Source organism: Undibacterium cyanobacteriorum (assembly GCF_031326225.1).
Lineage (GTDB): Bacteria > Pseudomonadota > Gammaproteobacteria > Burkholderiales > Burkholderiaceae_D > Undibacterium > Undibacterium cyanobacteriorum.
Genome location: NZ_CP133720.1, coordinates 2,226,351 through 2,250,076, shown reverse-complemented (window position 1 = coordinate 2,250,076; position 23,726 = coordinate 2,226,351). Strand labels below are relative to the sequence as shown.

The window sequence follows — 23,726 nt, the reverse complement described above, 5'->3', positions numbered from 1 at the left end:
ATGCTTCGCAAGCTCAGCCTCGCATTATTGCTGTCGGTAAGCATTCCTAGCTTTGCTCAGGAATGGCGCAAGGACTTACCAGAGGCAAAAGTAGCTGGCAGTGGTGAGTTCACATGGTGGGGACTCTCGATTTATAGCGCTCGACTTTGGCATGCCGGTTCTAACTTCGACACGACCCAAGATTTCGCTCTTGAAATTACCTATAACAAGTCAATCAGCCGGACTCGCTTTGTTGACGCTAGCATTGATGAAATGAAGCGAATCATGGGTACGAAGTTGACTCCTGGCTTAGAACAACAATGGCGCGCTTACATGGAGAAGTCTTTCGTCGATGTTAAGCCTGGCGATCAGTTGATTGGTGTGAAATTACGCGGCAAAGGATGTCGCTTCTATAGTCGGGATCGCCTCATCAGCGAAATCGCCGATGAAGATTTCGCGCAAGCTTTCTTTGCGATCTGGCTTGATCCGCGTAGCCGAGATCAAGAGCTACGTTCGCGTATTTTAGGCATGAAGAAATGATGAAGAACTGGGGGTTATTTCACTACGGTTTGTTAGGTTTGCCATTGGCCATGGTGAGCTTACCGCTGTATGTGCAATTACCTGCTTTCTATTCTTCACAATTTGCCCTTAGCTTAAGCAGTATTGGTTACGTCTTATTTGCTGCACGCTTTCTCGATACCTTGCAAGATCCAGTCATCGGCGCGCTCATCAATCGTCGTGGTTTACAACGGCCGGTTTGGTATTTTTTACCCGCTGTTTTGATTAGCATCGCCTTCGCTGCTCTATGGTCACCACCGACATGGGCCTTAAGTTCGGCGACGATGAATTTAGTTTGGCTCGCGGTCATGCTCTACATCGCCTACAGTGCCCATAGTGTGTTAAATATCGCCTATCTTTCTTGGGGCGCTGCGTTAGATGATTCCAATCCAAATGGAATAGATGGAAGAGTCAAATCGTCAACGCTTTTGGGCGCTGCGACGTGGCGTGAAGGTTTCGCGTTAGTCGGTGTCATCATCGCCAGTATCGTTCCCAGCCTCATCATGAATGCGGACAAAACGAGTGGCGCAGACATCAAGCAACAATCTAGTCACTTTCTATACTATAGCCTTTGTTTTGCAGCCACTCTAACGATAGCGATTGTAGGTTTGCTGCGCTTTGCGCATCGTCCACCAACGACAGAAATTACTAGAAACCGGGCTGCACCCACACTATGGAAAGAGCTCAAATCAGTAAGCAAAGATGTACGCGCACGTCCATTGTTTGTCGCGTATTTCATGAATTCACTGGCGATCGCGCTCCCTGCGAGTCTGATGATTTTCTTCGTTGACCGCCAAATACAAGCGCCAGATAAACTACCGCATTTTTTGGTGAGTTACTTTATCTCCGGAGCACTCGGTCTAGCGCTATGGCTGAAGGCTGCTAAGAAATTTGGGAGTTTGCTTGTATGGCAGAGCAGCTTACTGATTTCAATCACCGCATTTATTGGTGCGGCTTTCTTAAGCTCGGGTGACGCTTTCGCCTACACACTGATTTGCATCACTTCCGGTTTGTGTTTGGGGGCAGATTTAGTATTGCCTCCCGTACTGCTTGCTGAACGCATCCAAGCCAAACAAAGCCAAGCTAGCTATTTTGGGATCTGGACCTTCCTAGGAAAGATTGCCTTAGCCTGTTCAGGGCTTGCGCTACCACTGATGGCGTACTTAGAAAATGAAGCTTGGTTGAAACAAGCAAGTGTTGGGCTAGTCGATAACATCGCCTTAGTCCTATGTTACGCCTTAATCCCTTGTGCTTTAAAGCTCCTCACGTTCATCAGTCTGATCGGCATAAAGTTTCTAGACCAAACACGCAGTGAAGTAGGATCTCAATTGAAGGAAACGACATGATTACTATGGCTTCGATAAACACGTTTAAAAAATTTATTAGAAGCTTTTGCTTTGTACTTAGCTTCAGTCTTTTGACTTCATGCGCCGTCACCGATGTGAACGTGTACAAAAATGAAAAGCCGGAATTCGACTTAGAGCAGTACTTCACTGGAAAGACCGAAGCTTGGGGCATTTTTCAAAAACGCTCAGGTGAAGTTGTGAAACGATTTTACGTCGAAATTGAAGGCAAACGTGTTGGCGACGAACTGGTGCTTGATGAACGTTTCAGTTACAGCGATGGCAGCAAACAAACTCGTATTTGGCGCTTAAAGAAAAATGGCGATAAGCAATGGTCCGGACGTGCTGATGATGTTAAAGGTACGGCAGAAGGAGAAATTGCAGGCAATGCTTTTAAGTGGCAATACGTCTTATTGCTGCCGGTGGATGGCACCACCTACGAAATGCATATGGATGACTGGATGTATATGGTCGATCAAAACACCTTAGTGAATCGCACCAAAATGAGTAAGTTTGGGATTGAGCTCGGCGAAGTTAGCATCTTCTTTAGAAGGAAATAATTATGCTCTCATTGACTAAGCCACTGAACCGCCCGATTCGCGATTGGAATGAACAGCGGGTTTGGATTATCGGTGCCTCGAGCGGTATTGGAGAAGCTCTGTCCAAAGCATTACTCGATCGAGGAGCGCAAGTCGTTCTATCGGCACGGCGTATCGAGCGCTTACAAAATTTAGCGAGTAGCTATCCGAAAGCGATCGCACTGGCGATGGATGTCGGCGATCAAGGTTCGTGGGAACACGCCCTTGCCGAATTAAAAAACCAAATCGACAGAATTGATTTAGTCATATTCTGTGCGGCCAAGTATCATCCCGAGCGTTCCTGGGAATTAGTTCCTGAAGAAACCGAACACACCCTAAGCGTCAATCTCTTGAGCGTCTATCAAGGCATACAAAGTGTTCTGCCCGGCATGCTCGAACGTGGTCATGGCGGGATTGGAGTTGTCGCGAGCGTGGCCGGTTATCTTGGTTTGCCTAATGCGACTGTGTATGGCCCCAGCAAAGCGGCACTTATTAATTTAACGGAGTTACTGTATTCGGATTTACATACTAAGAACATCAATGTTTATCTCATCAATCCAGGTTTTGTAAGCACCGAACTCACGGCGAAAAATAATTTTTTTATGCCGGCATTACAGACTCCGGCACAAGCGGCTGCAGCCATCATAGCCGGATTCGAAGCGGGAGATTTTGAGATACATTTTCCGAAGCGCTTTACACTTTTCCTGAAATTCATGCAGGTCTTACCTTATCGTCTGCGCTTTGCTTTGATTCGTAAATTTGTGACTGCTTAACCACCATGATACTACCATGACTTCCAGCGCCTTTCTCGCATGCGACATCCAAGAACGCGTCAATAAGCTACAAGTGTGGTATGCCACAATGAGCCCACAGACACTTCCTCGAATTGACGATTTTTACACCGAACAGGCGTATTTCAAAGATCCATTCAACGAGGTAAATGAGCGCAGCAAGATCAAACGTATTTTCGAGCACATGTTTGAAACGACTGAGAACCCATCTTTCATCTTTGATGATTGCATCATCTCCGGTGACCAGGCTTTCTTATCTTGGCGATTCGTCTTCGGTTTGCGTGGCAAGCAGTACAAGGTAATGGGTGCATCTCACCTACGTTTTGCCAGCGACGGTAAAGTTTGCATGCACAGAGATTATTGGGATCCAGCCGAAGAACTCTGGGAAAAACTGCCGATATTAGGCGCCTTTATTGGCTGGCTACGCAAAAAATTTGTCGCGGCTTAAGCCAGTAACTGCCCCAAACTTTGTGTTCATTCCTTAAGTTTTGATCAAAACTTCATCAACCTCGAGTAAGGTCTAAGCTCGAATCCATAGAGTTTCTCTTCTTTTTCGCCTCCACGCAGGCTACAATCGAACGAAATATATTCAAATGTGATCACTCCACTTGACTCTGGCAGGTGGAGGTAAGCGTTTTGATCTGCTAAAATTGCGATTTCGTTATTCCCAAAAGACATATGCTTATATGTTTTTTGATATATAGCGCAAGTTTGCATCTCCACCAACCTTGGCAGCCACTGATTTGACCATGTCCACATATTCTTCTCGCGTAATTTACCTCGACTCCAACGCAACCACACCAGTGATGCCACTCGCACTGGAAGCGGCTCGTGCCGTGATGGAAGATGACTACGGCAATCCAAGTAGTGTTCACAGCAGCGGACTCCAAGCGAAGGCAGTGATGGAAAATGCGCGCAAAACGGCGTGTGAATTACTGGGATGTTCTGACGGCAAATTGTTGTTTGTGAGTGGCGCAACCGAAGGAATCCAAACAGCAGTTTTCTCTGCCCTGTTGGCGCTGCGCGATAGAAAAGCTCGTGGCGAAGATATCGGCACCGATCTTCTTTATGGTGCCACTGAACATAAAGCAGTTCCCGAGTCTCTGCACCATTGGAATACCGTACTTAATCTCAATTTCCGTGTTATCGCGATTCCCGTTGATTCAGTCGGCCGCCACGATTTGACATTCCTCGAGCAACACATCAAAACAGCGGGCTTGGTGTGCACTATGGCAGCCAACAATGAGACTGGTGTCATCACTAAGCTCGATGAGATCGAAAAATTATTGAAAGATAGTGCCGCTTATTGGATGGTCGACGGGGTGCAAGCGCTCGGAAAATTACCGCTTAAGTTGAATCAACATCGGATTGATTATTCGCTGTTCTCTGGCCACAAACTGTACGCACCTAAAGGCATAGGTATGCTGTACGTTCATAAAGACGCCCCCTTCACTCCCCTTCTCGCAGGCGGTGGCCAAGAGGGAAGCTTACGTTCGGGCACTGAAAACGTTTCAGGAATTGCTGCTTTAGGCGCGGTGATGCAGGCTTTGAGTGATGGTGTGACTTTCCGTGATCATGCCAGTTTACATCGTTTCCGACTTCAACTTCTCGAAGCGATGAAAGAAGCCTTCCCGGGTTTGATCCTCAACGCGCCACTTGAAGACACGTTACCAACCACACTTAATTTCTCGGTGCCTGGACTAACTAGTAAAGAGATCTTAGACCTGTTCGATGCCGCCGATGTTCGTGTCAGCGCAGGTTCGGCTTGCAGTGCTGCCAAAGCACAACCTAGCTTTGTGTTGCAAGCCATGTCCCTTCCCGAATGGCAAGCTGCAAGTGCGGTTAGGGTATCGTTCGGTCCAGCGACCACCCAAGAATATATCGATGAAGCGTGTAAGCGGGTTCGCGTTTGCGGAGAGGCACTGCGAAAAACTTGCATGGTTACTGGAGATATTGAGCCACTACCAGCTGATGGTGTGATTCAGCTCAGCTTCGGCTCCGCTTGTACTTGGATCATCGCCGATGCAGAAAGCAAACAGTGCTGCGTGATTGATCCTTTGCCTGAACTCAACGAACGCATCGCCAAATACATGCGGTGCCAGCACTACAAAGTGAAGGCGATCCTATCTACGGCAAGCCACGACCACCAAGTCGGACATAGCGCCCAGTTAAGAAGTTTATTGGGCGAATACTTCGCTGCCGACGAAGCTAACATGCTTCGATCACAAGACGCATTTGGATTCTTTAGTGACCTCGAATTGACTCGCAATAATCAGGTCATCAAAGCATTGAGTTTAGGTCGACAATATGTACAACAATTGCACATTCGTACAGAAGGGAATCAGGCCAGCCAGACTTTCACTGTTTATTTAGTTGGGACTGGTGCAAGCAACTCCAATCCTGACTTTGCTTTCTGTGGCGACTTGGTTATTGCTTGCCAGGGAAATATCGAAGGCGTTAGAAATTTACGTGACTACATTTCTGATCAGACCTTGATTTGCTCTGCGCATGATCCCGAAAAATTACTGGTCTCGCGAATGCAACCAGCTGAACCATGTTGTTTAGAAGAAGTCACGATACCGTCGCATGAACTGGAGACTTTCTTACACGACCACCCCAACACCGTTATGATCGATGTACGTGAACCATATGAACAACAATTGAGTCATTTTGATGTACCACCTGGCACGCGTGTGGTCCACGTTCCACTGTCCCGCTTGGCGAATGGTGTGAAACAGTGGCTGCAAGGGAGCCAAAATGATGAGACATTGCTATTCTTTTGCCGTACCGGGGGGCGTAGTTCGCAAGCTGTGCAATGTTTAAGACGTTTAGGCTATCAAAATGCGTGGCATGTTGCTGGTGGTTTGGCACTATGGCAGCATTAAGATTGAAGGCATAAAAAAACCGCACAAAGTGCGGTTTTTTCTTATTTCTTACCCATCGGATCCATTGGGGTTGCTGCTCGCGGCATACTCACAAAATCGTCACTGTTGACAGTTTTTACGTCCGAATTACGTTTCGCTTTTTTCTGAGGCAGCATACTTCCTGTCGTATATTCACGTTCAACCGCAACGCCTGGTGTTTCTGGACCATCGGCATCGACACTCACACAAGCGGAAAGGCTAATCAATGCGAGTCCTGCTAAAACGATTTTGATCATAGTCTCTTCTCAATCCGTAATTAAGTCTTTATTGCGAAACACGTTAAAGTGATTCTTACCGTGCGTTTAAAGCGGTCCACGAGTGTTTGATCTACCGCAGAACCGACTCCTACAAATGTAGTACGACAACTGTAGTAAATACAGTCTACATTGTCAATAGATGCTAACAAAATTTACAAAAATTATTCAGAGGGCCACACTTTACTTCCACTCACCACGCAAGTTCTTCACAATTTCCTGTAAATTCTGTGGTGTGACCATATCAGGAGCCTGAGGTTCCCCAACGACCATTTCTAAACGAGAAAACGGTCCGCGACGGAACGAGCGCTGGAATGGATTACCCTTGTCGCGCGATAGAAAGCTTCCCCACAGGCCACGTAAAGCCATAGGAATGACAGGCACAGGCGTGCGCTCAATAATCTTCATCACGCCGCCTTTAAATTCGTTGATTTCACCATCACGCGTCAGCTTACCTTCTGGGAAGATACAGACGAGATCACCTTCGTGGAGTGCTTGCGCGACATCTATAAACGATTTTTCCATCAACCATGGGTCTTCCTTTGCTGGAGCGATCGGAATCGCTTTCGCAGTTCTAAAGACCCAAGATAAAAATGGAATCTTGAAAATATTGTGATCCATGACGAAGCGGATTGGACGTGGGCTATACGCCATAATGACAATCGCATCCATGTAACTCACGTGATTGCAGACCAAAACAGCAGGTCCCGTCTCAGGAATACGATCGATATCAATACCGCGAACACGGTGTACCGTATGGATCAAGAGCCATGCGACAAAACGCATCAAGAACTCGGGTACTACACTGAAAATATAAACCGCGACTATGCCGTTCAAAATCGCTGTGGCCATAAAAATCTGTGGAATCGTGAAGCCCTGCTTCAGCATCAACATCGCTGCAAGCGAAGCCACCACCATGAACAAAGCATTCATGATATTCATACCGGCTATCGTACGAGAGAGATGTTTAGGGTCACAGCGTGTTTGAATCAAGGCAAACAAAGGAACAATATAAAGCCCACCGAAGATACCGATCATGACGATATCAAACATGATTTTCCAACTACCGACTTGCCGCATAAAGGCCCAAGCATCGACCTCAACTTGATTGACGTAAGCGAGACTCGAAAAGTACAAATCCAAGCCAAATAAGGAGAGGCCAATCGCACCAAACGGTACCAAGCCGATCTCGACTTTATGTCCAGACAAACGTTCACACAGCAATGAACCTGCTCCAATCCCGAATGAAAAAACCGTCAACAGCAACACGAACACGCTATGATCGCCGTGCAGATAATCCTTCGCATACAGTGGGAACTGCGCCAACACAATCGCGCCGTAGAACCAAAACCATGAGTTTGCCAGTAAGGACAAAAACACCGGACGATTCTGACTACTGAAACGTATATTGCGTACAGTCTCTGTCGCTGAATTCCAATTGATTTTGAGCTCAGGCGCCGGCGCAGGCGATTCTGGAATACGCAAACTCGCCAACCAACCAATCACAGCAATTGCGATCGTACCAAAGGCAACCAATTCGATACCCCAAGGTTTATGTACCACCAACATGGCACCGAGAATTTCACCAAGCAAGATACCAACGAAGGTCCCCATCTCAATCACACCATTACCACCGACCAATTCATCGGAACGAAGATGCTGAGGTAAATAAGCGTATTTGACCGGCCCGAATAAAGTGGAATGGATGCCCATACCTGCCACTGCCGCAATCAATAACCATAGCTGATGCTGCATCCACCCTATCGCCGCGACCAACATGATGGCGATCTCAAGCAACTTCACATAGCGCGCAACTTTTCCTTTTTCGAATTTATCGGCAAGTTGCCCCGAGGTCGCCGAGAACAAAACAAAAGGCAAAATAAACAAACCAGGGATCAGGTTATTGAGTAGCCCGACATTCATATCTGTCCATGACAATGCGTCATACGTCAAGATCGTCAGCAATGCGGTCTTGAAAACATTATCGTTAAAGGCACCGAAAAATTGTGTCCAAAAGAATGGGGCGAAACGACGCTCTTTAAGGAGGGAAAACTGATTATGTTGGCTCATGGAAAGCAACCCATCATTGAAGAAAAATTGATTTTAAATTAAAACGCCCGCTAGGTGCAGACCTGCGGGCGTTTTACGACACTCGTCCTAAATTCTTATCTGACGAGTTCGACAAGCGTCCTGAAACTCGTATTGCCTTAAAACCTTACTTTTGCTCGACACGGCGCAACTCGAGGTCGTGAAAATCGAAACTAAAATCAGTCAATGGCGAAATAGCTTTCATCGTAATTTTCTGCGCATTGCCATCGGTATCCAACTGAAAATTCACGAACGCATCTGCGTTGAAACTACGATCGTGCCACTTCACCACGAATGAGCTGCCACGGTAGAAGCTCAAGTCGCCGATCAATGCTGGCGAGCGCTTGGATGCCCATTGTAGTTGACCGACCTTGTTCACACTAATGCTAACTTCACCAAACCAGTCGTCTTTATATACACCAACATAGGGTGTGACATCCAGCTTCACTTTGCCATTTGCCTTCATTTGCGCATCAATCGACTTCCAAACTTCAGCCGTGATCTTATTCGCCTCTTCATCACGCTTCTGTACTCGATCGGCGTTTTCTTTGATACGATCGACAACTGGCATGCCGAGATAACTATCTTTGATGGTATTGGTGATCGCGGTGAATGCGGCGCCTTGTTCTTGATTAGTCAGTACGACAATCCCCAACTTCAACTCAGGAATCATCGTAACTTGCGTCACCATACCAAGCAAACCACCCGTGTGCGAAACTTGCTTATAGCCCTTAACATCGCGAACATCCCAGCCGATGCCATATGTAGTGAAATGCGTGTTATAACTTCCGCCGACTGGTCCCATTGGGATGATTGTGTGTGGCGACCACATTTCGTGTTGCACCTTCTCGCTAAACAGGCGCTGCTGCAGTTCATGTCCATAACGACCGCGATTAAGTTGCATGCGCACCCAGTGACTCATTTCGTCGATGTTACTGTAAATGCCACCTGCAGCATTAATCACTTCATTCGGTTTAAACGGAACGATTTGTAAGGCGCCATTGACCGGAACGTGGGGTTCAACTTGATTGTCTTTCTTATTTAATCTTGAGATGGATGCAGCACTATGCTGCATTCCCAGCGGACGCATAATACGCTGCTCGATAAAGTCTTCCCAACTCAAACCAGAGACGCGCTTAATCACCTCACCAGCGACGATATAGAGGTTATTGTCGTAATCAAATTGAGACCGAAAGCTAGATGTTTGTTTTAAGTAGCGTAGATTGTGAATAACATCTTTGATCGTGAAGTCACTGCCATCTGGAAAAAACATCAAATCGCCAGCCCCTAAACCCATGCCGCTTCGATGCGTCATCAGATCGAGAACGGTGAACTCTTCGGTAACATAAGGATTGTAAAGTTTGAACTCGGGAATGATGTTATTGACCTTGTCACCCCATTGCAATTTACCTTCGTCCACCAAAATCGCTAAAGCGGCTGCGGTAAAGGCTTTTGAGTTCGATGCGATACCGACCATGGTATCCGTTTGCATCGGCAGTTTGGAACGAATGGAGCGCACGCCATAGCCTTTTGCGTGAACGACTTTGTCATCCTTAATCACCGCGACGGAAATCCCGGGAACGTTAAAAGTCTTCAGCGTACGTTCAACCAGTGAATCAATCTGTTCAGCGGTCAAAGGCGTGCTATAGGTAACCGGTGCCTGCTCCGCTGGCGTCAATGGTGTAGCGATAACGGTCGGGATTAACGCGATTTGTGCGCTAGCCAACAAAGTCGCGAATAGTACGGACTTCAAAACAACTACAGATTTCAATTTCACAGCGACTCCTCAAAAAGACTATGCGGCAAATCAAATTGTTCAATTTTCTAGAATGCTTTTAAACCGTCATCACTCAAACGCAAACGACGATCGCAACGCGATGCCAATTCAAGATCGTGCGTGACGATTACAAACGCAGTACCTAAGGTCTTAGACAATTCCAGCATCAGCGCAAACACTTGATCCGCGATCGAACGATCAAGATTTCCGGTTGGCTCATCAGCCAAGACGCAAGCAGGCTCAGTCACCAATGCACGCGCCAGTGCAACGCGCTGTCGCTCACCACCAGACAGCTCACTTGGCAAGTGAGTTACACGATGTGCTAAACCAACCTTCTCTAAAATCGCTTGTGCTTTTGCATGTGCCTCTGCACGCGACATACGGCGAATCAGCAAAGGCATTGCCACATTATCGAGTGCAGAAAATTCACCCAATAGATGATGGAATTGGTAGACAAAACCGAGCGAAGCATTTCTCACTTGACCGCGAGCACTTTCACTCAGAGTCGCGAAATCATTGCCTAACAAATTCACACCACCTGCACTTGGCGTATCGAGCCCACCAAGTAGATGCAACAAAGTCGACTTACCAGAACCGGATGCGCCAACAATGGCGACACGCTCACCGGCATACACCGAGAAATCAACCTTACGCAGTACATGCACTGCAGTGTCAGCTTCGCCGAAAGATTTCGACAACTGACGACATTCGAGCACCGCCTGTGTGCCTGTATTTTTACTGCCTGACTTTCCGTTCGACATGAGGGCTTCACTCTGTTCTTTTGAGAATGACTTATTCATAGCGCAAAGCCTCCGCTGGTTTGACTCGCGCCGCGCGCCAGCTTGGATAGATCGTCGCCACAAAAGCGAGTACAACTGCTATCAGTCCAATCGACCATACATCCGACCAATGAAGATCAGAAGGTAAAGTACTAATCACATAAATTTCTTTGTTCAAGAACTGAACCCCAAATAGACGCTCGATAAATGGAACGATGACATCGATATTGAGCGCAACAATCACGCCTGACAACACACCAAACGCTGTACCATACAAACCAGCGAGCCCACCTTGAATCATGAAAATTTTCATGATTGAGCTTGGTGAGGCGCCGATCGTGCGCAGAATCGCGATATCGGCTTGTTTCTCCGTCACCGTCATAACAAGCGTAGAAACCAAGTTAAAAGCCGCGACTGCAATGATCAAAGTCAAAATAATAAACATCATCGTTTTTTCGGTTTTTACTGCCGCGAAATAGTTGCTGTTTTGCTGAGACCAATCACGCGCAATCAAGGTGCTTCCGATGGTATTGCGCAGCTCGAACGCGACTTGCGGTGCCTTCAGCATATCCTTGATTTTCAGTCGAACACCACTCGGTGCTTCTTGACGGAAGAATTTTTGAGCATCGCTGATGTGAATAAATGCCATCGCCGAGTCAAACTCGTAATGGCCTGCCTCGAACACGCCCACCACGGTAAATGCTTTAAGGCGGGGAATTGTGCCTGCGGGTGTCAACTGCCCTTCTGGCGCAGCTAAAGTCACTTTGTCGCCGATCGATACGTGCATGGCACGCGCCAATTCAATACCAAGAATGATGTTAAAACTGCCGTCCTTTAAATCATCAAGCTTACCGGCTTTTAGCTTGGAAGCTACAACCGAAACTTTAGGCTCTTCGCTAGGTAAAATTCCACGCAACATGACTCCACGCATCACGCCATCGTTGATGATCATGCTTTGCGCATCGACATAAGGTGCCGCGGCAAGAACGTCTGGGTGTTGCGAAGCCTGCTTGGCCGTCTGATGCCAATCACTGACCATGCCACCGGCATCAAAGACCTCGATATGGGGAAGTACCGATAACATCCTGTCACGCACTTCTTTTTGGAACCCATTCATGACTGAGAGAACGATGATCAGGGCTGCCACGCCGAGGGCAATCCCTGACATCGAGATCAAAGAAATAAAGGAAATGAAATTATTGCGGCGGCTACGTTTTCCGGCGCGCGTATAGCGCAATCCGATTAGCCATTCAAAAGGAAGATTTTTCACAAATAATTGATCCGAGCCTAAATTAAAACATCGTATTTTCTTCTTGGAATCTAGTTCGTTTTTCACTCGAAAAGCGCTTCTTCACAAGAAAACGGCGCTAGTTTGCCATACAATAGCAGAATGAGCCATTTAGAAATCATATTGCCTTTCGGCATTCCACCAGCGTCCCTCGCGAAACAGCTACTTCAACAAGTCAATGCGCCGTCTTTACAGCGCCTTTTGAGCTTTGCGAAGGCGTCAACGCCACTACGATTAAACGAGTTCGCGAGACTCTTACCGCACGAATACTTTCTGTTTGAACGCGACAGCATTTCACAAAAACAGAAAGCCCTGGAAGCACAGAATGTGCAGAGAACACCCGATCAAGAACAGCGTTACACCAGCCCAAGGCTCAGCATTTCAAAAATGTTGATGCATGGTCTCGCAACGCCCGCCGCAAGTGGATACTGGTTCACACTCACCCCAGTGCATATTCATATAGCGCGAGATCATCTGGTAATGACCGATCCTCGACGCCTGCAGGTGTCTGAAGCCCATGCACGCCAGTTATTTTTGATTGCGCAGGAGATATGCCAAGAGCGCGGACACGAACTGATTTTCGCGTCACCATCGATGTGGTTCCTACGTGCTGATACTTGGCGTGAGCTTCAAACAGCAAGTCTTGATGCCGCAGCTGGGCACAACATGGATATTTGGATGCCTGAAGGAGAACAAGCACGGAACTGGCGTAAGCTTCAAAATGAAATTCAAATGGCATGGCATAACCATGCAGCGAATCTGGAACGAGAGAATGTCGGACTTGTGCCGATTAATTCTGTTTGGATCCATGGCGGTAGCGATCAAGCACATCACGTATCCCCACAGACAGGAATGGCATCGATAGAGACTTTCTTGCACCAGCTCAAGAACCCATCCAGCACGAAGCCGCTCACACCGATCATTATTATCGAAGACTTACTTGAACCAGCGCTCAATAGTGATTGGGGAAGTTGGCTGAATGCACTTCAGCAGCTCGAAGATCAATGTTTCTCGCCATTATGGCAAGCACTCCAAAACGGAGAACTTGATCGCTTGAATCTCGGTGTGAGCGATCATATTCAGTTCGTCCAGTTTGAATGTAAGAAACCATCATGGTTGCAAACCTTTCGCAAACCTCATTTTAACAAGCTGCTCGCACTGGCTGCTTCCAATCATCTATAGCTTGCCCTTATCATGACTCGCATCAGCATACGCCCCTACTCTTTTCGTGATTCCGAAATGCTGCGTCAAAACGGCATGCACCCCGTTTTGGCCCGTTTATTCGCAGCGCGCGGCATCGTGAGTAGCACTGAATTGCAAACCGACTTACCCGCTTTGTTACCTCCCACGACTTTAACAAATAGTGAGAAAGCTGCGACGTATTTAGCGGATGCCATTGCGCAAAAAAAGCGTCTTGTGATTGTTGCGGACTATGATTGCGATGGTGCCACCGCCTGCGCCGTAGGCTTACGCGGCTTACGTATGCTGGGCGCGACCGTTGATTACATTGTGCCCAATCGATTCGAGTACGGTTATGGACTCACACCAGAAATTGTCGAGCTCACAGCTCGAGAAAAAAATCCAGACGTCATCATCACCGTTGACAATGGCATTGCCAGCATAGATGGCGTCGCCGCCGCCAAGAAGCGTGGTATCGATGTCGTTGTGACTGATCACCATCTTCCGGCTGACACGCTTCCCGATGCAGCGGTCATCGTCAACCCGAATCAACTTGCTTGTAATTTTGCGAGTAAAAACTTAGCAGGCGTTGGTGTCATGTTCTACGTACTGCTTGCACTGCGCGCAGAGATGCGTAAACGCGGTGTGTTCGATCAACAATCGCAACCAAAACTCGACACACTTCTTGACTTAGTCGCTTTAGGAACAGTGGCTGACGTTGTTAAGCTCGATGCCAATAACCGAATCTTAGTAGCGCAGGGTTTAAAACGTATGCGAAGTGGTCGAATGCATGCGGGAATCGCGGCCTTGTTTCGTGTCGCTGGACGTGAACCTCGCCTTGCCAGCCCGTTTGACCTTGGCTTTGCAGTAGGTCCTAGGTTGAACGCTGCAGGCCGCTTAGCCGACATGTCACTCGGAATCGAATGTCTCACCACTGATGATGAGGGACGCGCATGGCAAATTGCACAAGAGCTCAATAGCATTAATGCAGATCGTAAAGATATCGAACGTGAAATGCAGGACATCGCACTTCTGCATTTGGATGACTTTCAAGCCGACAGTAGCCATACGATCACGGTATTCGATGAATCTTGGCATCAAGGTGTCATTGGCATTGTCGCATCGCGACTTAAGGACAAATTCTATCGTCCAACGATTACTTTCGCACCTGGTGACGAGGGTTTAATGAAAGGCTCCGGACGCTCGATTCCAGGATTCCACCTGCGTGATGCACTCGATCTTGTATCGAAACACTCGCCCACACTGATCCAAAAATTCGGTGGGCATGCGATGGCGGCTGGCTTGACCATCCGCACTGAAGATTTTTCGGCATTTCAGTTGGCCTTCGAAGCGGTCGGCAAGGCGTGGCTCAGACAAGATCAGTTGGAGCGTATCATCGAAACTGATGGCCCCCTTGAAGAGGCACATTATACGGTGGACTTCATCGAACTAATGGATAGCCACGTATGGGGGCAAGGCTTCCCACCCCCCATTTTTTGTGACGAATTCAAATTGGTCTCGCAACGCATATTAAAAGAACGCCATCTCAAAATGAGCCTCGAAAAAAATGGCGTGCGCTATGATGCGATTTGGTTTGGCCATACCGATAATCTGAGCGAAAAAGTAAGGGTGGCATTCAGACTCGATGCGAACGAATACAACGGCACAACCAAGGTTCAATTATTGGTCGAACACGCGGAAAACGCATAATCAGTTCCGCGCATCGATTGATGCGCCCTCATAGTCTAAGCGTCCTGGTTAAGCTTAGATTGTTCCCTTTGAGATTGCTCCCTTTGAGATTGTTCTCCTAATTGATCGATTAAACGACGGGCGATCAATTTCAAAATCATGCCGATCATGCCCACCGCTACCGGGCTAATATCAAAATTAATCTTAATACCGCGTCCGCCTAGATTAATCCATGATTCCAAAGTTGGTACGATCAACAAAGCTGCGATCCCCGCGTACATTAAATTCGACCCGAGTACACGTAAAGCAGCTAACACGGGCGCTTCAACTTTTTGAGTATCTTCAAAAGCCTTCAACAAGTTCGCGGCAGACCATAAAGCGACCAAATAAGTTACAGGCACTAAAATTCCCGTCCAAAAATGGGGCAAGCGAAAACTTAATTGCAGCATTGCCTGCCAATCAGTACTACCCGAAACGCCAATTGCCTGAGACAACTGGGCGATCTTCTCGACCACGAGATTAAGGGTGAAGACAACAACCAATGTCTTGGTCATGCCAGACATACTGAAAGATGTGGTTTGCTTGGACACTGTGCTCATGATGTTTTTTTGGGAAGGTAGAGACGCTAATGGTAAACCAAGTTCTTGTAAAATTAAACATGGGCGAGTCCCATGCAGAAATCGCACCAACTTAATTCGAAGGATCCATTCGTACCCTACGTGAAGCAAGATGCATTCAGCATCGTGTCGACCATAGACACATCATTGGACAACAAGAACTTTATGAAAACATCCTTTTTAATTCGCCTCTCAACTCTCGCGATTCTCATGTGCTCCACTTTCCAAGTTCATTCACTTGAGTTGCAAGCGAAAGCGCCTTCTGAATTCATCATCTATCAGGTGAAGAAATCCGTGGAGAATGAAGACATCATGAATCTCTATCGTTTTCATGACATTCAAGTCGCCAAGCTCAATTTTAGTGGTGTCGGGCTGATAGGCAAAAATTACCGTTTATTTGTACAAGAAATCAAAGCTGGAAAGCCATTGCCACGCGTCCAGTTGTTCGATTCCAGAGAAGACGAGTATTTCAAAATCAAAGACCAGGAATTGAACTTTAGTGTGCTTGCGAAACACATCGCAGGAAAGAAAGTCAGATTCGATTTTCGGTTTCTTGGTTTTGGTCTGACTCGCGAATTTCCTGTGAAGACACATTATGGCGAATTCGCCTTACAGATACCGGAAAACACGGGCGAGTTCAATTCACTACCGCTATCAAAACCAATTTATGTTTTGAATTTCACGCAACCACAAACTGAAACGGCATCCAAGAAGCGCTATGCAAATTTCGATCCCTCTCTCACAGATCCCTTAGAACTTGGAAAAATAAAACGCATTCCAACGTATTTTTTGATATCGATCGAGTTTAGCGAATAAGCGGCAAAGCTAAATCGGTATTAAAAAAGGCGGTCGCTATCCACGCCGCCTTCTTTTAGAAGAATGAGAGGAACTTACTTCTTATCCCAAACTGCCATCATGTCAGGAGAACCTTGCGAACGAATGCCGTTGTCTGATAAGACTCCTTCTGTCTCTTGAATCATGGCTTTTCTTGGCAACACCATGGTCTCACCCCAACGCTGATCATAGTGAATCACCAAGAGATCTTCTTTGGCATCGCGCAGCACCTCAACCAAGTGTTTCAAGCTACGAATGCGAATCCCATTAATCGAATAGATAACTGCGCCGAAGCGATTACTGTAACCCGTGACCAATTTATGTGGAAAGAATGGGGATGCGACCACCACTAATTCTTCCCTTTCCTTGCTAGGCATCTCGCCGCGCAAGGTCATTAAGGGACTGGCATTGTAGGCATAGCCATTCAACGCTGGGGCATTATTAGCAAGAAAACTCAGGTATTCGACCGTGGCACGAGAAAATACGATCGGTCCGAAAATGAAATAGGACGGATAGCCACCTTGCAAATCAGAAATCAAATGTGGGCGACCAGGATAAACAGGTGCCTGTACCTTCATTTGTTTGGATTCACGCATAATTGTGAGTGGAACGAATCCTTTTTGTGCGATCTGCTGCACTTTATACTTAAACATCACTCGCACATTAGGTTTCAGTTTGACCATGCACTGATTATCAATGGGCGTATCACCGATATGCGTCAACACATCCCATTCTTTGAGGACAGTGCCATTACCCATATCATGCGGAGCGTGAATGATGCAACCCTCAACATTTTTATCGAGCTTCAAGAAATCCCGCAAAATCGGATTTTCAAAAGTTTGGGTAACATCGAGCAGGACAGGTTTGCCGTTATAGCGACCATCGGCCACGTCCTTCAGAAATAATTCGATCTCTTCGTTGGGAATGATGTAGCCGATATTTTGCGCATGTAACAGACCAGAAAAAGCAAGACCAATCATCTTGTCACCTGCGATTACCGGACCGCCACTATTACCAGGATTGATTGCGGCATCGACTTGAATACGAAGGCCTCCGATACTCCCGTCATAGTCAACGAATTCAATGCGAGAAACGATACCTTTGGTGATCGATAATGAATTGCCACCGGTTGGATAACCATAAGCAAATACCGCGTCAGTGATTTCCGGAAGTTTGTTAGAACGGCTCACGGCTAAATGCGTATCGAAGAAACTAGTATCTTCCACTTCGAGTAGCGCCAAATCCATACCACGTGCAATAGCCACAACGCGCGCCGCTAGCTTATTGCCATCTTGCCCGTTTTGTATTTGTACTTGACTGGCATACTCCACCACGTGAGCGTTGGTCAAAATTCTTTTTCCTTCGATTACCACTCCAGAACCAGTGACCTCTTGTGGTGCCGCTTTGGACCAAGGCTTGAACGGATCTGGGCCACGCAGAGTCGAGAAGACTTTGACTACAGACTTCTCAAAATTCGGGTTATTCGATTCAACACCCTTCTTCGCTTGATTGTCGGCCAAGACGATCGAATGGCTGAATAATCCAAGAGTAATAAGCGTGAATGAGGCACACAAATTGAGCAATTGCTTCAAAGAGAAGCGAGAGAGAATCCAAAATTTCATAAACTAGTAAGATATTTTTTTGAAATAGAAAACGAGACAGAGAGCCTTTGAGACTAATTTCCCTTGTAGAAGTTCATGTCGTCGAAGGCGATATCATTAATCCTTGTCTCGTCGAAGGCAAATTGGCTTTGCGTTGCGGCGTTACCAGTCAACGACTACTTGCGCGCTCCATCGGTCTCAGTATTTTTCGGTGACTCGGTGCTTGACTCTGCTTGCACACGCATCGGTTGAATTTGGCAGTTGGAAGCCTGCGCCAACCCTTTCAAATAGGCGCGACGTACGATGCCAGCAACACCGGCAGCTCCAACTTCGCGTTCATGCCGATCCGCCCCTGACAAACGTCTAATCCAAGAGCGAAATGGAATAATGCCAGAGGTAAAGCTCTTCAGTGCGCCGACCGTGGCATTGCCTAACTCTTCCGCGCCTTTGTCGACCACATTTCCCTTGCCATCGACACGAACGCTATCGAGATCTGGCCCCAAAACCGCATCTAAATCATGGATCTCTTTACTTAGCTTTTCACAATCAAGCACTTCAGGTTTTGCGTAGGCAGAACGTCGTGCTTGCTGCAAAATCGGCGGCACTTCGGTACGAACCAAGTTCAAATCACTGAATGGTGTCGCGATCGCGTCACCGACACGATTATCGATACTCGATTGATTTCCGTTGATAGGAGTCGGTACTTTACCGTTAGGCTCGTTTTTAGAGCCACCATTAGTGGCGCAAGCAGTGAGTAAAAGAATAGTTGCTACCAACGAAGCAGGCAAAAGACGACGATTGATACGAGAGAGACTTTGCATGTAGTGGAGGCCTTAAAAGATGTTGAAATGATTCAAATATTTCAAATAGTCATTGGCGATCATCGATCTGCGAGGATCAAGGCGTACAAGTGTGGCGAGAATGTGCACTTATTGCAAGATCTTTTTTATCCTTCTTTCGTTTGACCTAGTTTTTTTGCTTCATACGAATAATCAATCGAAATCGCTGGGTTCAAAAAACTTCGCAAAATCACGCACTTGCGTGCTTTCCGGTACAATGACGGGATGAATCCTGCACCTAAAAATCTGTTCGCCTTTAAGCGCTATCGCCCTGATGTTGGCGGTGAGCATGCAGCCCCTTTTCTCCCCATGTCTCGTGCCGAGATGGATAAGCTCGGCTGGGATAGTTGTGACATTATTCTTGTTACTGGCGATGCCTACATCGACCACCCAAGTTTTGGCATGGCATTGATTGGTCGTCTCTTGGAACAACAAGGATTTCGAGTCGGCATCATCAGCCAACCAGATTGGCATTCTGCAGATGATTTTCGCGCGCTAGGTCGTCCAAATTTGTATTTTGGTATCACTGCGGGAAATATGGACTCGATGGTCAACCGTTACACCGCGGACCGTAAGATTCGTTCAGAAGACGCCTACACTCCGGACGGCGATCCAAACAAAAGGCCTGATCGTGCGGTGGTGGTTTATGCTCAACGTGCCCGCGAGGCCTATCCTGAAGTGAATGTCGTCATTGGCAGTATCGAAGCGAGCTTACGCCGTATCGCTCACTATGATTATTGGTCTGACAAAGTAAAACGGTCCGTCCTTCCAGATTCAAAAGCTGACATTCTCGTGTTCGGTAATGCTGAACGTGCAATTGTCGATTTAAGTCACCGCCTCGCCGCAGGAGAACCAATCAAGGCGATACGGGATCTGCGTGGCACGGCCTTTATGGTGCCGACCAATTGGCTACCTGATCAGGAATGGAGCGAAATTCAATCAGTAAAAATTGACACGCCAGGCAAAGTTGAAGCTCATACTAATCCGTATGAAATGATTCCAGAAACTGGTGCGAAATGTAGCACTAATGATTCTCAAAGCGGCGTCAATGAGGCGACACAAGACGTTGTCAAAGCGCAGGCTATTCGCATTATGAGCCGCGAAGAGCGACAAGCGATGCTGCGCAATAAGTATCAAAAGACCGTCATTCGCTTACCCTCTTATGACGCGGTCAAAGACGACCCAGTCATGTATGCCCATGCTTCACGGGTATTCCATCTGGAAGCCAACCCTGGCAATGCGCGAGCTCTCTCGCAAGCCCATGGCGAACGAGATGTGTGGATCAATCCACCACCGCTTCCGCTGGCAATGGATGAAATGGACGGCGTTTATGACCGCGCCTATGCTCGAGCACCGCACCCTAGTTACGGAAATGCCCGTATTCCAGCGTGGGAAATGATCCGTTTTTCGGTCAACATCATGCGAGGTTGTTTTGGCGGTTGCACGTTCTGCTCTATCACCGAACACGAAGGGCGCATTATTCAAAGTCGATCTGAGCCTTCCATCCTCAGAGAGATCGAAGAAATCCGCGACAAAACTAAGGGATTCACAGGTACTATTTCCGATCTTGGTGGACCTACCGCCAACATGTATCGACTCGCTTGCAAAGACAAAAAAATCGAGGAATCATGCCGACGCTTATCGTGCGTGTATCCAAGTATTTGCAGCAATCTCAATACAGATCACTCAAAGCTCATCTCTTTGTACCGCAAAGCGCGCGCCATTCCAGGTGTGAAAAAGATTTTGATCAGTTCCGGCCTTCGCTATGACCTGGCTGTACGTTCGCCCGAATATGTCAAAGAATTGGTCACACACCATGTCGGCGGCCTTCTCAAGATTGCCCCTGAGCATACCGAGACGAACACGCTGTCAAAGATGATGAAGCCGGGCATCGGCACCTACGATGCTTTCAAAACCATGTTTGAAAAGTTTTCGCGTGAGGCTGGCAAGGAACAATACCTGATTCCCTATTTCATCGCTGCTCATCCAGGAACTACAGATGAGGACATGGTGAATCTTGCACTTTGGCTCAAGAAAAACAACTTCAAACTGGATCAGGTTCAGACCTTTATGCCAACGCCAATGGCATTGGCAACCACCATGTATCACACGCGTAAGAATCCGCTGAAGAAAGTCACGCAGGACTCTGAAGTTGTGGAAACAGCACGAGCCGGAAAAATACGAAAATTCCATAAGGCTTTGCTGCGCTATCATGCGCCAGAAAATTATGAAATCGTCAAAGAAGGTCTACTACGAATGGGGCGCAGTGACTTGATTGGCGGCAGTGATCGTCATCTGATTCCATCACGCGCACCTTTAGTGACGAATTTAGTGAACACAGGCATCGTGCCAGTAAAGCGTGGTGCCGCGCCGAAACTCAACACCTTCGGCAAACATTCAGCAACGAGACTTGCATCCAAGGCTGCGCCAAATTCGTCCCCAAATTCAGCACAACGACTAACTCCAGTCGTAGCGAAATCAAACAAGCCAAACAAACCTGAGGCTCAAGCTCGAGTGAAAAGCCCTGGACTGTCCTACAACTCATCAAAAGCACGAAAGCCTCAAGGGCAAACCACAGCTACGTCTGGAAACGGAAGCAAATCTGGAAGGCGCTAGTACTCATTTGGCTTAGCTTCTTTCCTCACTCTTCGCTCAAGTTCCTAATTCAGCAGATCAACAAAAGCTCGTCGCAATTTTCTTGATTGCAGCGGGCTTTTGTCTTTATGCGCAACACGAAGTTAAAAAATTCCGATGGCATATGCTTTTTTAAGAAATTGCGGAGTACAATTTCCCTAGAGCAAGCTCTCATCGCTCCCTTCTTTCAGTCACAATTAGTCAAAATTCGTTTGTCGTCTCGAACCCCTGCTAGGAGAACGCAATGAAACACATGAAAACTGTACTTATCTTAGAGCACACGGAAGAAGTCTTTGATAAGCTAACCTGCGATGTCTGTGGTGCCGAATCAAAATGGGACCAGAACTGGTCAGCGGATGAGCACGAAAAAATGAACACAACCATTCAGCTCGACGAAGAAGAGTCTTTCGCACATGGCGGTCAGTCGACTCAAACGCAATTTCATATTTGTCCAACTTGCTTTAAAACTGAACTGGCAAAATGGTTCGAAAGCCACCGCGACGCAAAACCCACGGTTACAAAATCTGTCTGGTAAGACAAATCGAACAAATCAACAGACACGGGGCGATCTTTGCTTTTTAATATCGACGCCTCGTCTCAATGCTACTCTTCAATGTAAGCAGTCAGTCCTACTGCACTCCAATTGCCAAACACTCACTTCACGCACTTTGTCTAAGCGCCACCTGTAAGGTTCAATCGGAATTGCCGTCCTCACGACGAAAAGTCCTCTTACGCACCTGGAAAATCACTACTCTCGCTCTCTCAGTGACGGTTTTTACCCCTCTTGCTGGGTTATAATTGAAGGTTTGATTATATTGAACTTGAGAAACATCCATGGAAGCAGAACGCCTCAATAGTATCTCCAACCTCCTCGCTGACTTACGCAGTCGCGAAACTGAATTACGGAGGTATCTTTGACTTCGATATCAAGTCAGAGAAACTCGAACAAGTTAACGGCGAATTAGAAGATCCCAAAGTTTGGGATGATCCTAAACGCGCGCAAGAACTAGGCAAAGAGAAAAAGTCGCTGGAAAACATCGTCCATACTTTGGTCAAGATCGACAACGATATCAAGGACACCAGCGAAATCTTTGAAATGGCGCGTGAAGAGGAAGACGAAGACACCATCATCGCCGTCGAGGCCGACGTACAAGGCATCAAAGAGCTCGTCGAAGGCATGGAGTTCCGTCGGATGTTCAACAATCCTATGGATCCCAACAATTGCTTTATCGATATTCAAGCAGGTGCTGGTGGCACTGAAGCACAAGATTGGGCATCGATGCTGTTGCGTCAGTATCTGCGCTACTGCGAACGTAAGGGATTCAAAGTCGAAGTACTCGAACAATCCGATGGTGAGGTTGCCGGCATTAAGACCGCGACACTGAAAGTCGAAGGCGAATACGCCTATGGCTTCCTGCGCACTGAAACGGGCGTACACCGACTGGTGCGTAAGTCTCCGTTCGACTCCGCCAATGGACGCCATACATCATTCTCCAGTCTGTTCGTCTACCCTGAAGTCGATGAGTCTTTCGAAATCGATATCAACCCAGCCGATGTCCGCGTTGACACATATCGTGCATCCGGCGCTGGTGGTCAGCACATTAACAAAACGGACTCAGCAGTACGTCTAACGCATGCGCCGTCAGGGATCGTAGTGCAATGTCAGAACGATCGTAGTCAACACCGTAATCGTGCCGAAGCGTGGGAAATGTTGAAGGCGAAGTTGTTCGAACTCGAATTGCGCAAACGCATGAGTGAAAAACAAAACTTGGAAGATTCCAAAACGGATGTCGGCTGGGGTCATCAAATTCGCTCGTACGTGCTCGATCAATCTCGCATCAAGGATCTGCGCACGAATCACGAAACCGGCAACACCAAAGCGGTGCTCGACGGCGATCTTGACGATTTCATTGCTGCCTCACTCAAGCAAGGCGTATAAGCTCATAAGTAAGTAAGCATTTAAGCGCGAGCGCT

General features: G+C 47.3%; 20 protein-coding genes. 12 read left to right on the top strand and 8 right to left on the bottom strand.

Features of this window, described 5'->3' with window-relative positions; all coding sequences use genetic code 11:
- The 6 genes from RF679_RS09400 to RF679_RS09375 all read left to right on the top strand — a co-directional run bounded on the left by RF679_RS09400 (nucleotide 1) and on the right by RF679_RS09375 (nucleotide 6,134).
- Entirely contained in the window at nucleotides 1-519 is a 519-nt protein-coding gene (locus tag RF679_RS09400) for a chalcone isomerase family protein (RefSeq protein ID WP_309483945.1), read from the top strand.
- A complete protein-coding gene (locus tag RF679_RS09395; RefSeq protein ID WP_309483944.1) occupies nucleotides 516-1,883 on the top strand; it encodes an MFS transporter in 1,368 nt (455 codons plus the stop codon). Before RF679_RS09400 ends, RF679_RS09395 begins: the two co-directional genes overlap by 4 nt.
- Before the next feature lie 101 nt (nucleotides 1,884-1,984).
- Nucleotides 1,985-2,440 (top strand): DUF3833 domain-containing protein, encoded by a 456-nt coding sequence (locus tag RF679_RS09390; RefSeq protein WP_373921752.1) that lies wholly within the window; start codon nucleotides 1,985-1,987, stop codon nucleotides 2,438-2,440.
- 2 nt (nucleotides 2,441-2,442) lie between these two features.
- Nucleotides 2,443-3,231: an SDR family NAD(P)-dependent oxidoreductase gene (locus tag RF679_RS09385; protein WP_309483942.1), complete on the top strand. Its 789-nt coding sequence runs from the start codon at nucleotides 2,443-2,445 to the stop codon at nucleotides 3,229-3,231.
- A 16-nt stretch (nucleotides 3,232-3,247) separates the two neighbouring features.
- Complete coding sequence (locus tag RF679_RS09380) at nucleotides 3,248-3,697, top strand: nuclear transport factor 2 family protein (RefSeq protein ID WP_309483941.1); 450 nt, start codon at nucleotides 3,248-3,250, stop codon at nucleotides 3,695-3,697.
- Nucleotides 3,698-3,998: 301 nt separating this feature from the next.
- Nucleotides 3,999-6,134 carry an aminotransferase class V-fold PLP-dependent enzyme gene (locus RF679_RS09375; RefSeq protein ID WP_309483940.1) on the top strand — a complete coding sequence of 712 codons (2,136 nt, stop codon included), beginning with the start codon at nucleotides 3,999-4,001 and terminating at the stop codon, nucleotides 6,132-6,134.
- A gap of 41 nt (nucleotides 6,135-6,175) precedes the next feature.
- Here RF679_RS09375 and RF679_RS09370 read toward each other — a convergent pair whose 3' ends face one another.
- The 5 genes from RF679_RS09370 to RF679_RS09350 all read right to left on the bottom strand — a co-directional run bounded on the left by RF679_RS09370 (nucleotide 6,176) and on the right by RF679_RS09350 (nucleotide 12,341).
- Nucleotides 6,176-6,409, bottom strand: coding sequence for a hypothetical protein (locus RF679_RS09370; RefSeq protein ID WP_309483939.1), 234 nt, complete (start codon nucleotides 6,407-6,409; stop codon nucleotides 6,176-6,178).
- Nucleotides 6,410-6,610: 201 nt separating this feature from the next.
- Nucleotides 6,611-8,497 (bottom strand): MFS transporter, encoded by a 1,887-nt coding sequence (locus RF679_RS09365; RefSeq protein ID WP_309483938.1) that lies wholly within the window; start codon nucleotides 8,495-8,497, stop codon nucleotides 6,611-6,613.
- 145 nt (nucleotides 8,498-8,642) lie between these two features.
- Entirely contained in the window at nucleotides 8,643-10,292 is a 1,650-nt protein-coding gene (locus RF679_RS09360; RefSeq protein WP_309483937.1) for a serine hydrolase, read from the bottom strand.
- Nucleotides 10,293-10,339: 47 nt separating this feature from the next.
- Nucleotides 10,340-11,053, bottom strand: a complete 714-nt coding sequence (lolD, locus tag RF679_RS09355; RefSeq protein ID WP_309483997.1) for a lipoprotein-releasing ABC transporter ATP-binding protein LolD — start codon at nucleotides 11,051-11,053, stop codon at nucleotides 10,340-10,342.
- A gap of 31 nt (nucleotides 11,054-11,084) precedes the next feature.
- Nucleotides 11,085-12,341 (bottom strand): lipoprotein-releasing ABC transporter permease subunit, encoded by a 1,257-nt coding sequence (locus RF679_RS09350; RefSeq protein WP_309483936.1) that lies wholly within the window; start codon nucleotides 12,339-12,341, stop codon nucleotides 11,085-11,087.
- Nucleotides 12,342-12,461: 120 nt separating this feature from the next.
- On the opposite strand from RF679_RS09350, the gene RF679_RS09345 reads away from it, so the two are divergent.
- Together RF679_RS09345 and recJ are read left to right on the top strand one after the other, a co-directional pair.
- Nucleotides 12,462-13,541, top strand: coding sequence for a hypothetical protein (locus tag RF679_RS09345; protein WP_309483935.1), 1,080 nt, complete (start codon nucleotides 12,462-12,464; stop codon nucleotides 13,539-13,541).
- A gap of 12 nt (nucleotides 13,542-13,553) precedes the next feature.
- On the top strand, nucleotides 13,554-15,248 hold the full coding sequence (gene recJ / locus RF679_RS09340) for a single-stranded-DNA-specific exonuclease RecJ (RefSeq protein ID WP_309483934.1): 1,695 nt from the start codon (nucleotides 13,554-13,556) through the stop codon (nucleotides 15,246-15,248).
- Nucleotides 15,249-15,283: 35 nt separating this feature from the next.
- On the opposite strand, the gene RF679_RS09335 is transcribed toward recJ, so the two are convergent.
- Nucleotides 15,284-15,826 carry a hypothetical protein gene (locus tag RF679_RS09335; RefSeq protein ID WP_309483933.1) on the bottom strand — a complete coding sequence of 181 codons (543 nt, stop codon included), beginning with the start codon at nucleotides 15,824-15,826 and terminating at the stop codon, nucleotides 15,284-15,286.
- Nucleotides 15,827-16,009: 183 nt separating this feature from the next.
- Between RF679_RS09335 and RF679_RS09330 the strand changes: the two genes are divergently transcribed.
- The gene (locus RF679_RS09330) at nucleotides 16,010-16,660 is read left to right on the top strand and encodes a hypothetical protein (protein WP_309483932.1); all 651 of its coding nucleotides are present in this window, start codon (nucleotides 16,010-16,012) and stop codon (nucleotides 16,658-16,660) included.
- Between the two features lie 74 nt (nucleotides 16,661-16,734).
- Here RF679_RS09330 and RF679_RS09325 read toward each other — a convergent pair whose 3' ends face one another.
- Both RF679_RS09325 and RF679_RS09320 read right to left on the bottom strand, forming a co-directional pair.
- Nucleotides 16,735-18,300, bottom strand: a complete 1,566-nt coding sequence (locus RF679_RS09325; RefSeq protein WP_309483931.1) for a S1C family serine protease — start codon at nucleotides 18,298-18,300, stop codon at nucleotides 16,735-16,737.
- Between the two features lie 155 nt (nucleotides 18,301-18,455).
- Entirely contained in the window at nucleotides 18,456-19,100 is a 645-nt protein-coding gene (locus RF679_RS09320) for a hypothetical protein (RefSeq protein ID WP_309483930.1), read from the bottom strand.
- A gap of 243 nt (nucleotides 19,101-19,343) precedes the next feature.
- Here RF679_RS09320 and RF679_RS09315 point away from each other — a divergent pair, with 243 nt between their 5' ends.
- The 3 genes from RF679_RS09315 (at nucleotide 19,344) to prfB (ending at nucleotide 23,691) form a co-directional block, all read left to right on the top strand.
- The gene (locus RF679_RS09315) at nucleotides 19,344-21,734 is read left to right on the top strand and encodes a YgiQ family radical SAM protein (protein WP_373921751.1); all 2,391 of its coding nucleotides are present in this window, start codon (nucleotides 19,344-19,346) and stop codon (nucleotides 21,732-21,734) included.
- Nucleotides 21,735-21,996: 262 nt separating this feature from the next.
- Complete coding sequence (locus RF679_RS09310; RefSeq protein ID WP_309483929.1) at nucleotides 21,997-22,287, top strand: hypothetical protein; 291 nt, start codon at nucleotides 21,997-21,999, stop codon at nucleotides 22,285-22,287.
- A gap of 299 nt (nucleotides 22,288-22,586) precedes the next feature.
- Nucleotides 22,587-23,691, top strand: a protein-coding gene (prfB, locus tag RF679_RS09305; RefSeq protein WP_309483928.1) for a peptide chain release factor 2 whose coding sequence is annotated in 2 segments (ribosomal slippage) — nucleotides 22,587-22,667 and nucleotides 22,669-23,691 — 1,104 coding nt in all. Because the reading frame shifts where the segments join, the coding sequence is not laid out codon by codon here.
- Nucleotides 23,692-23,726: the final 35 nt, after the last annotated feature.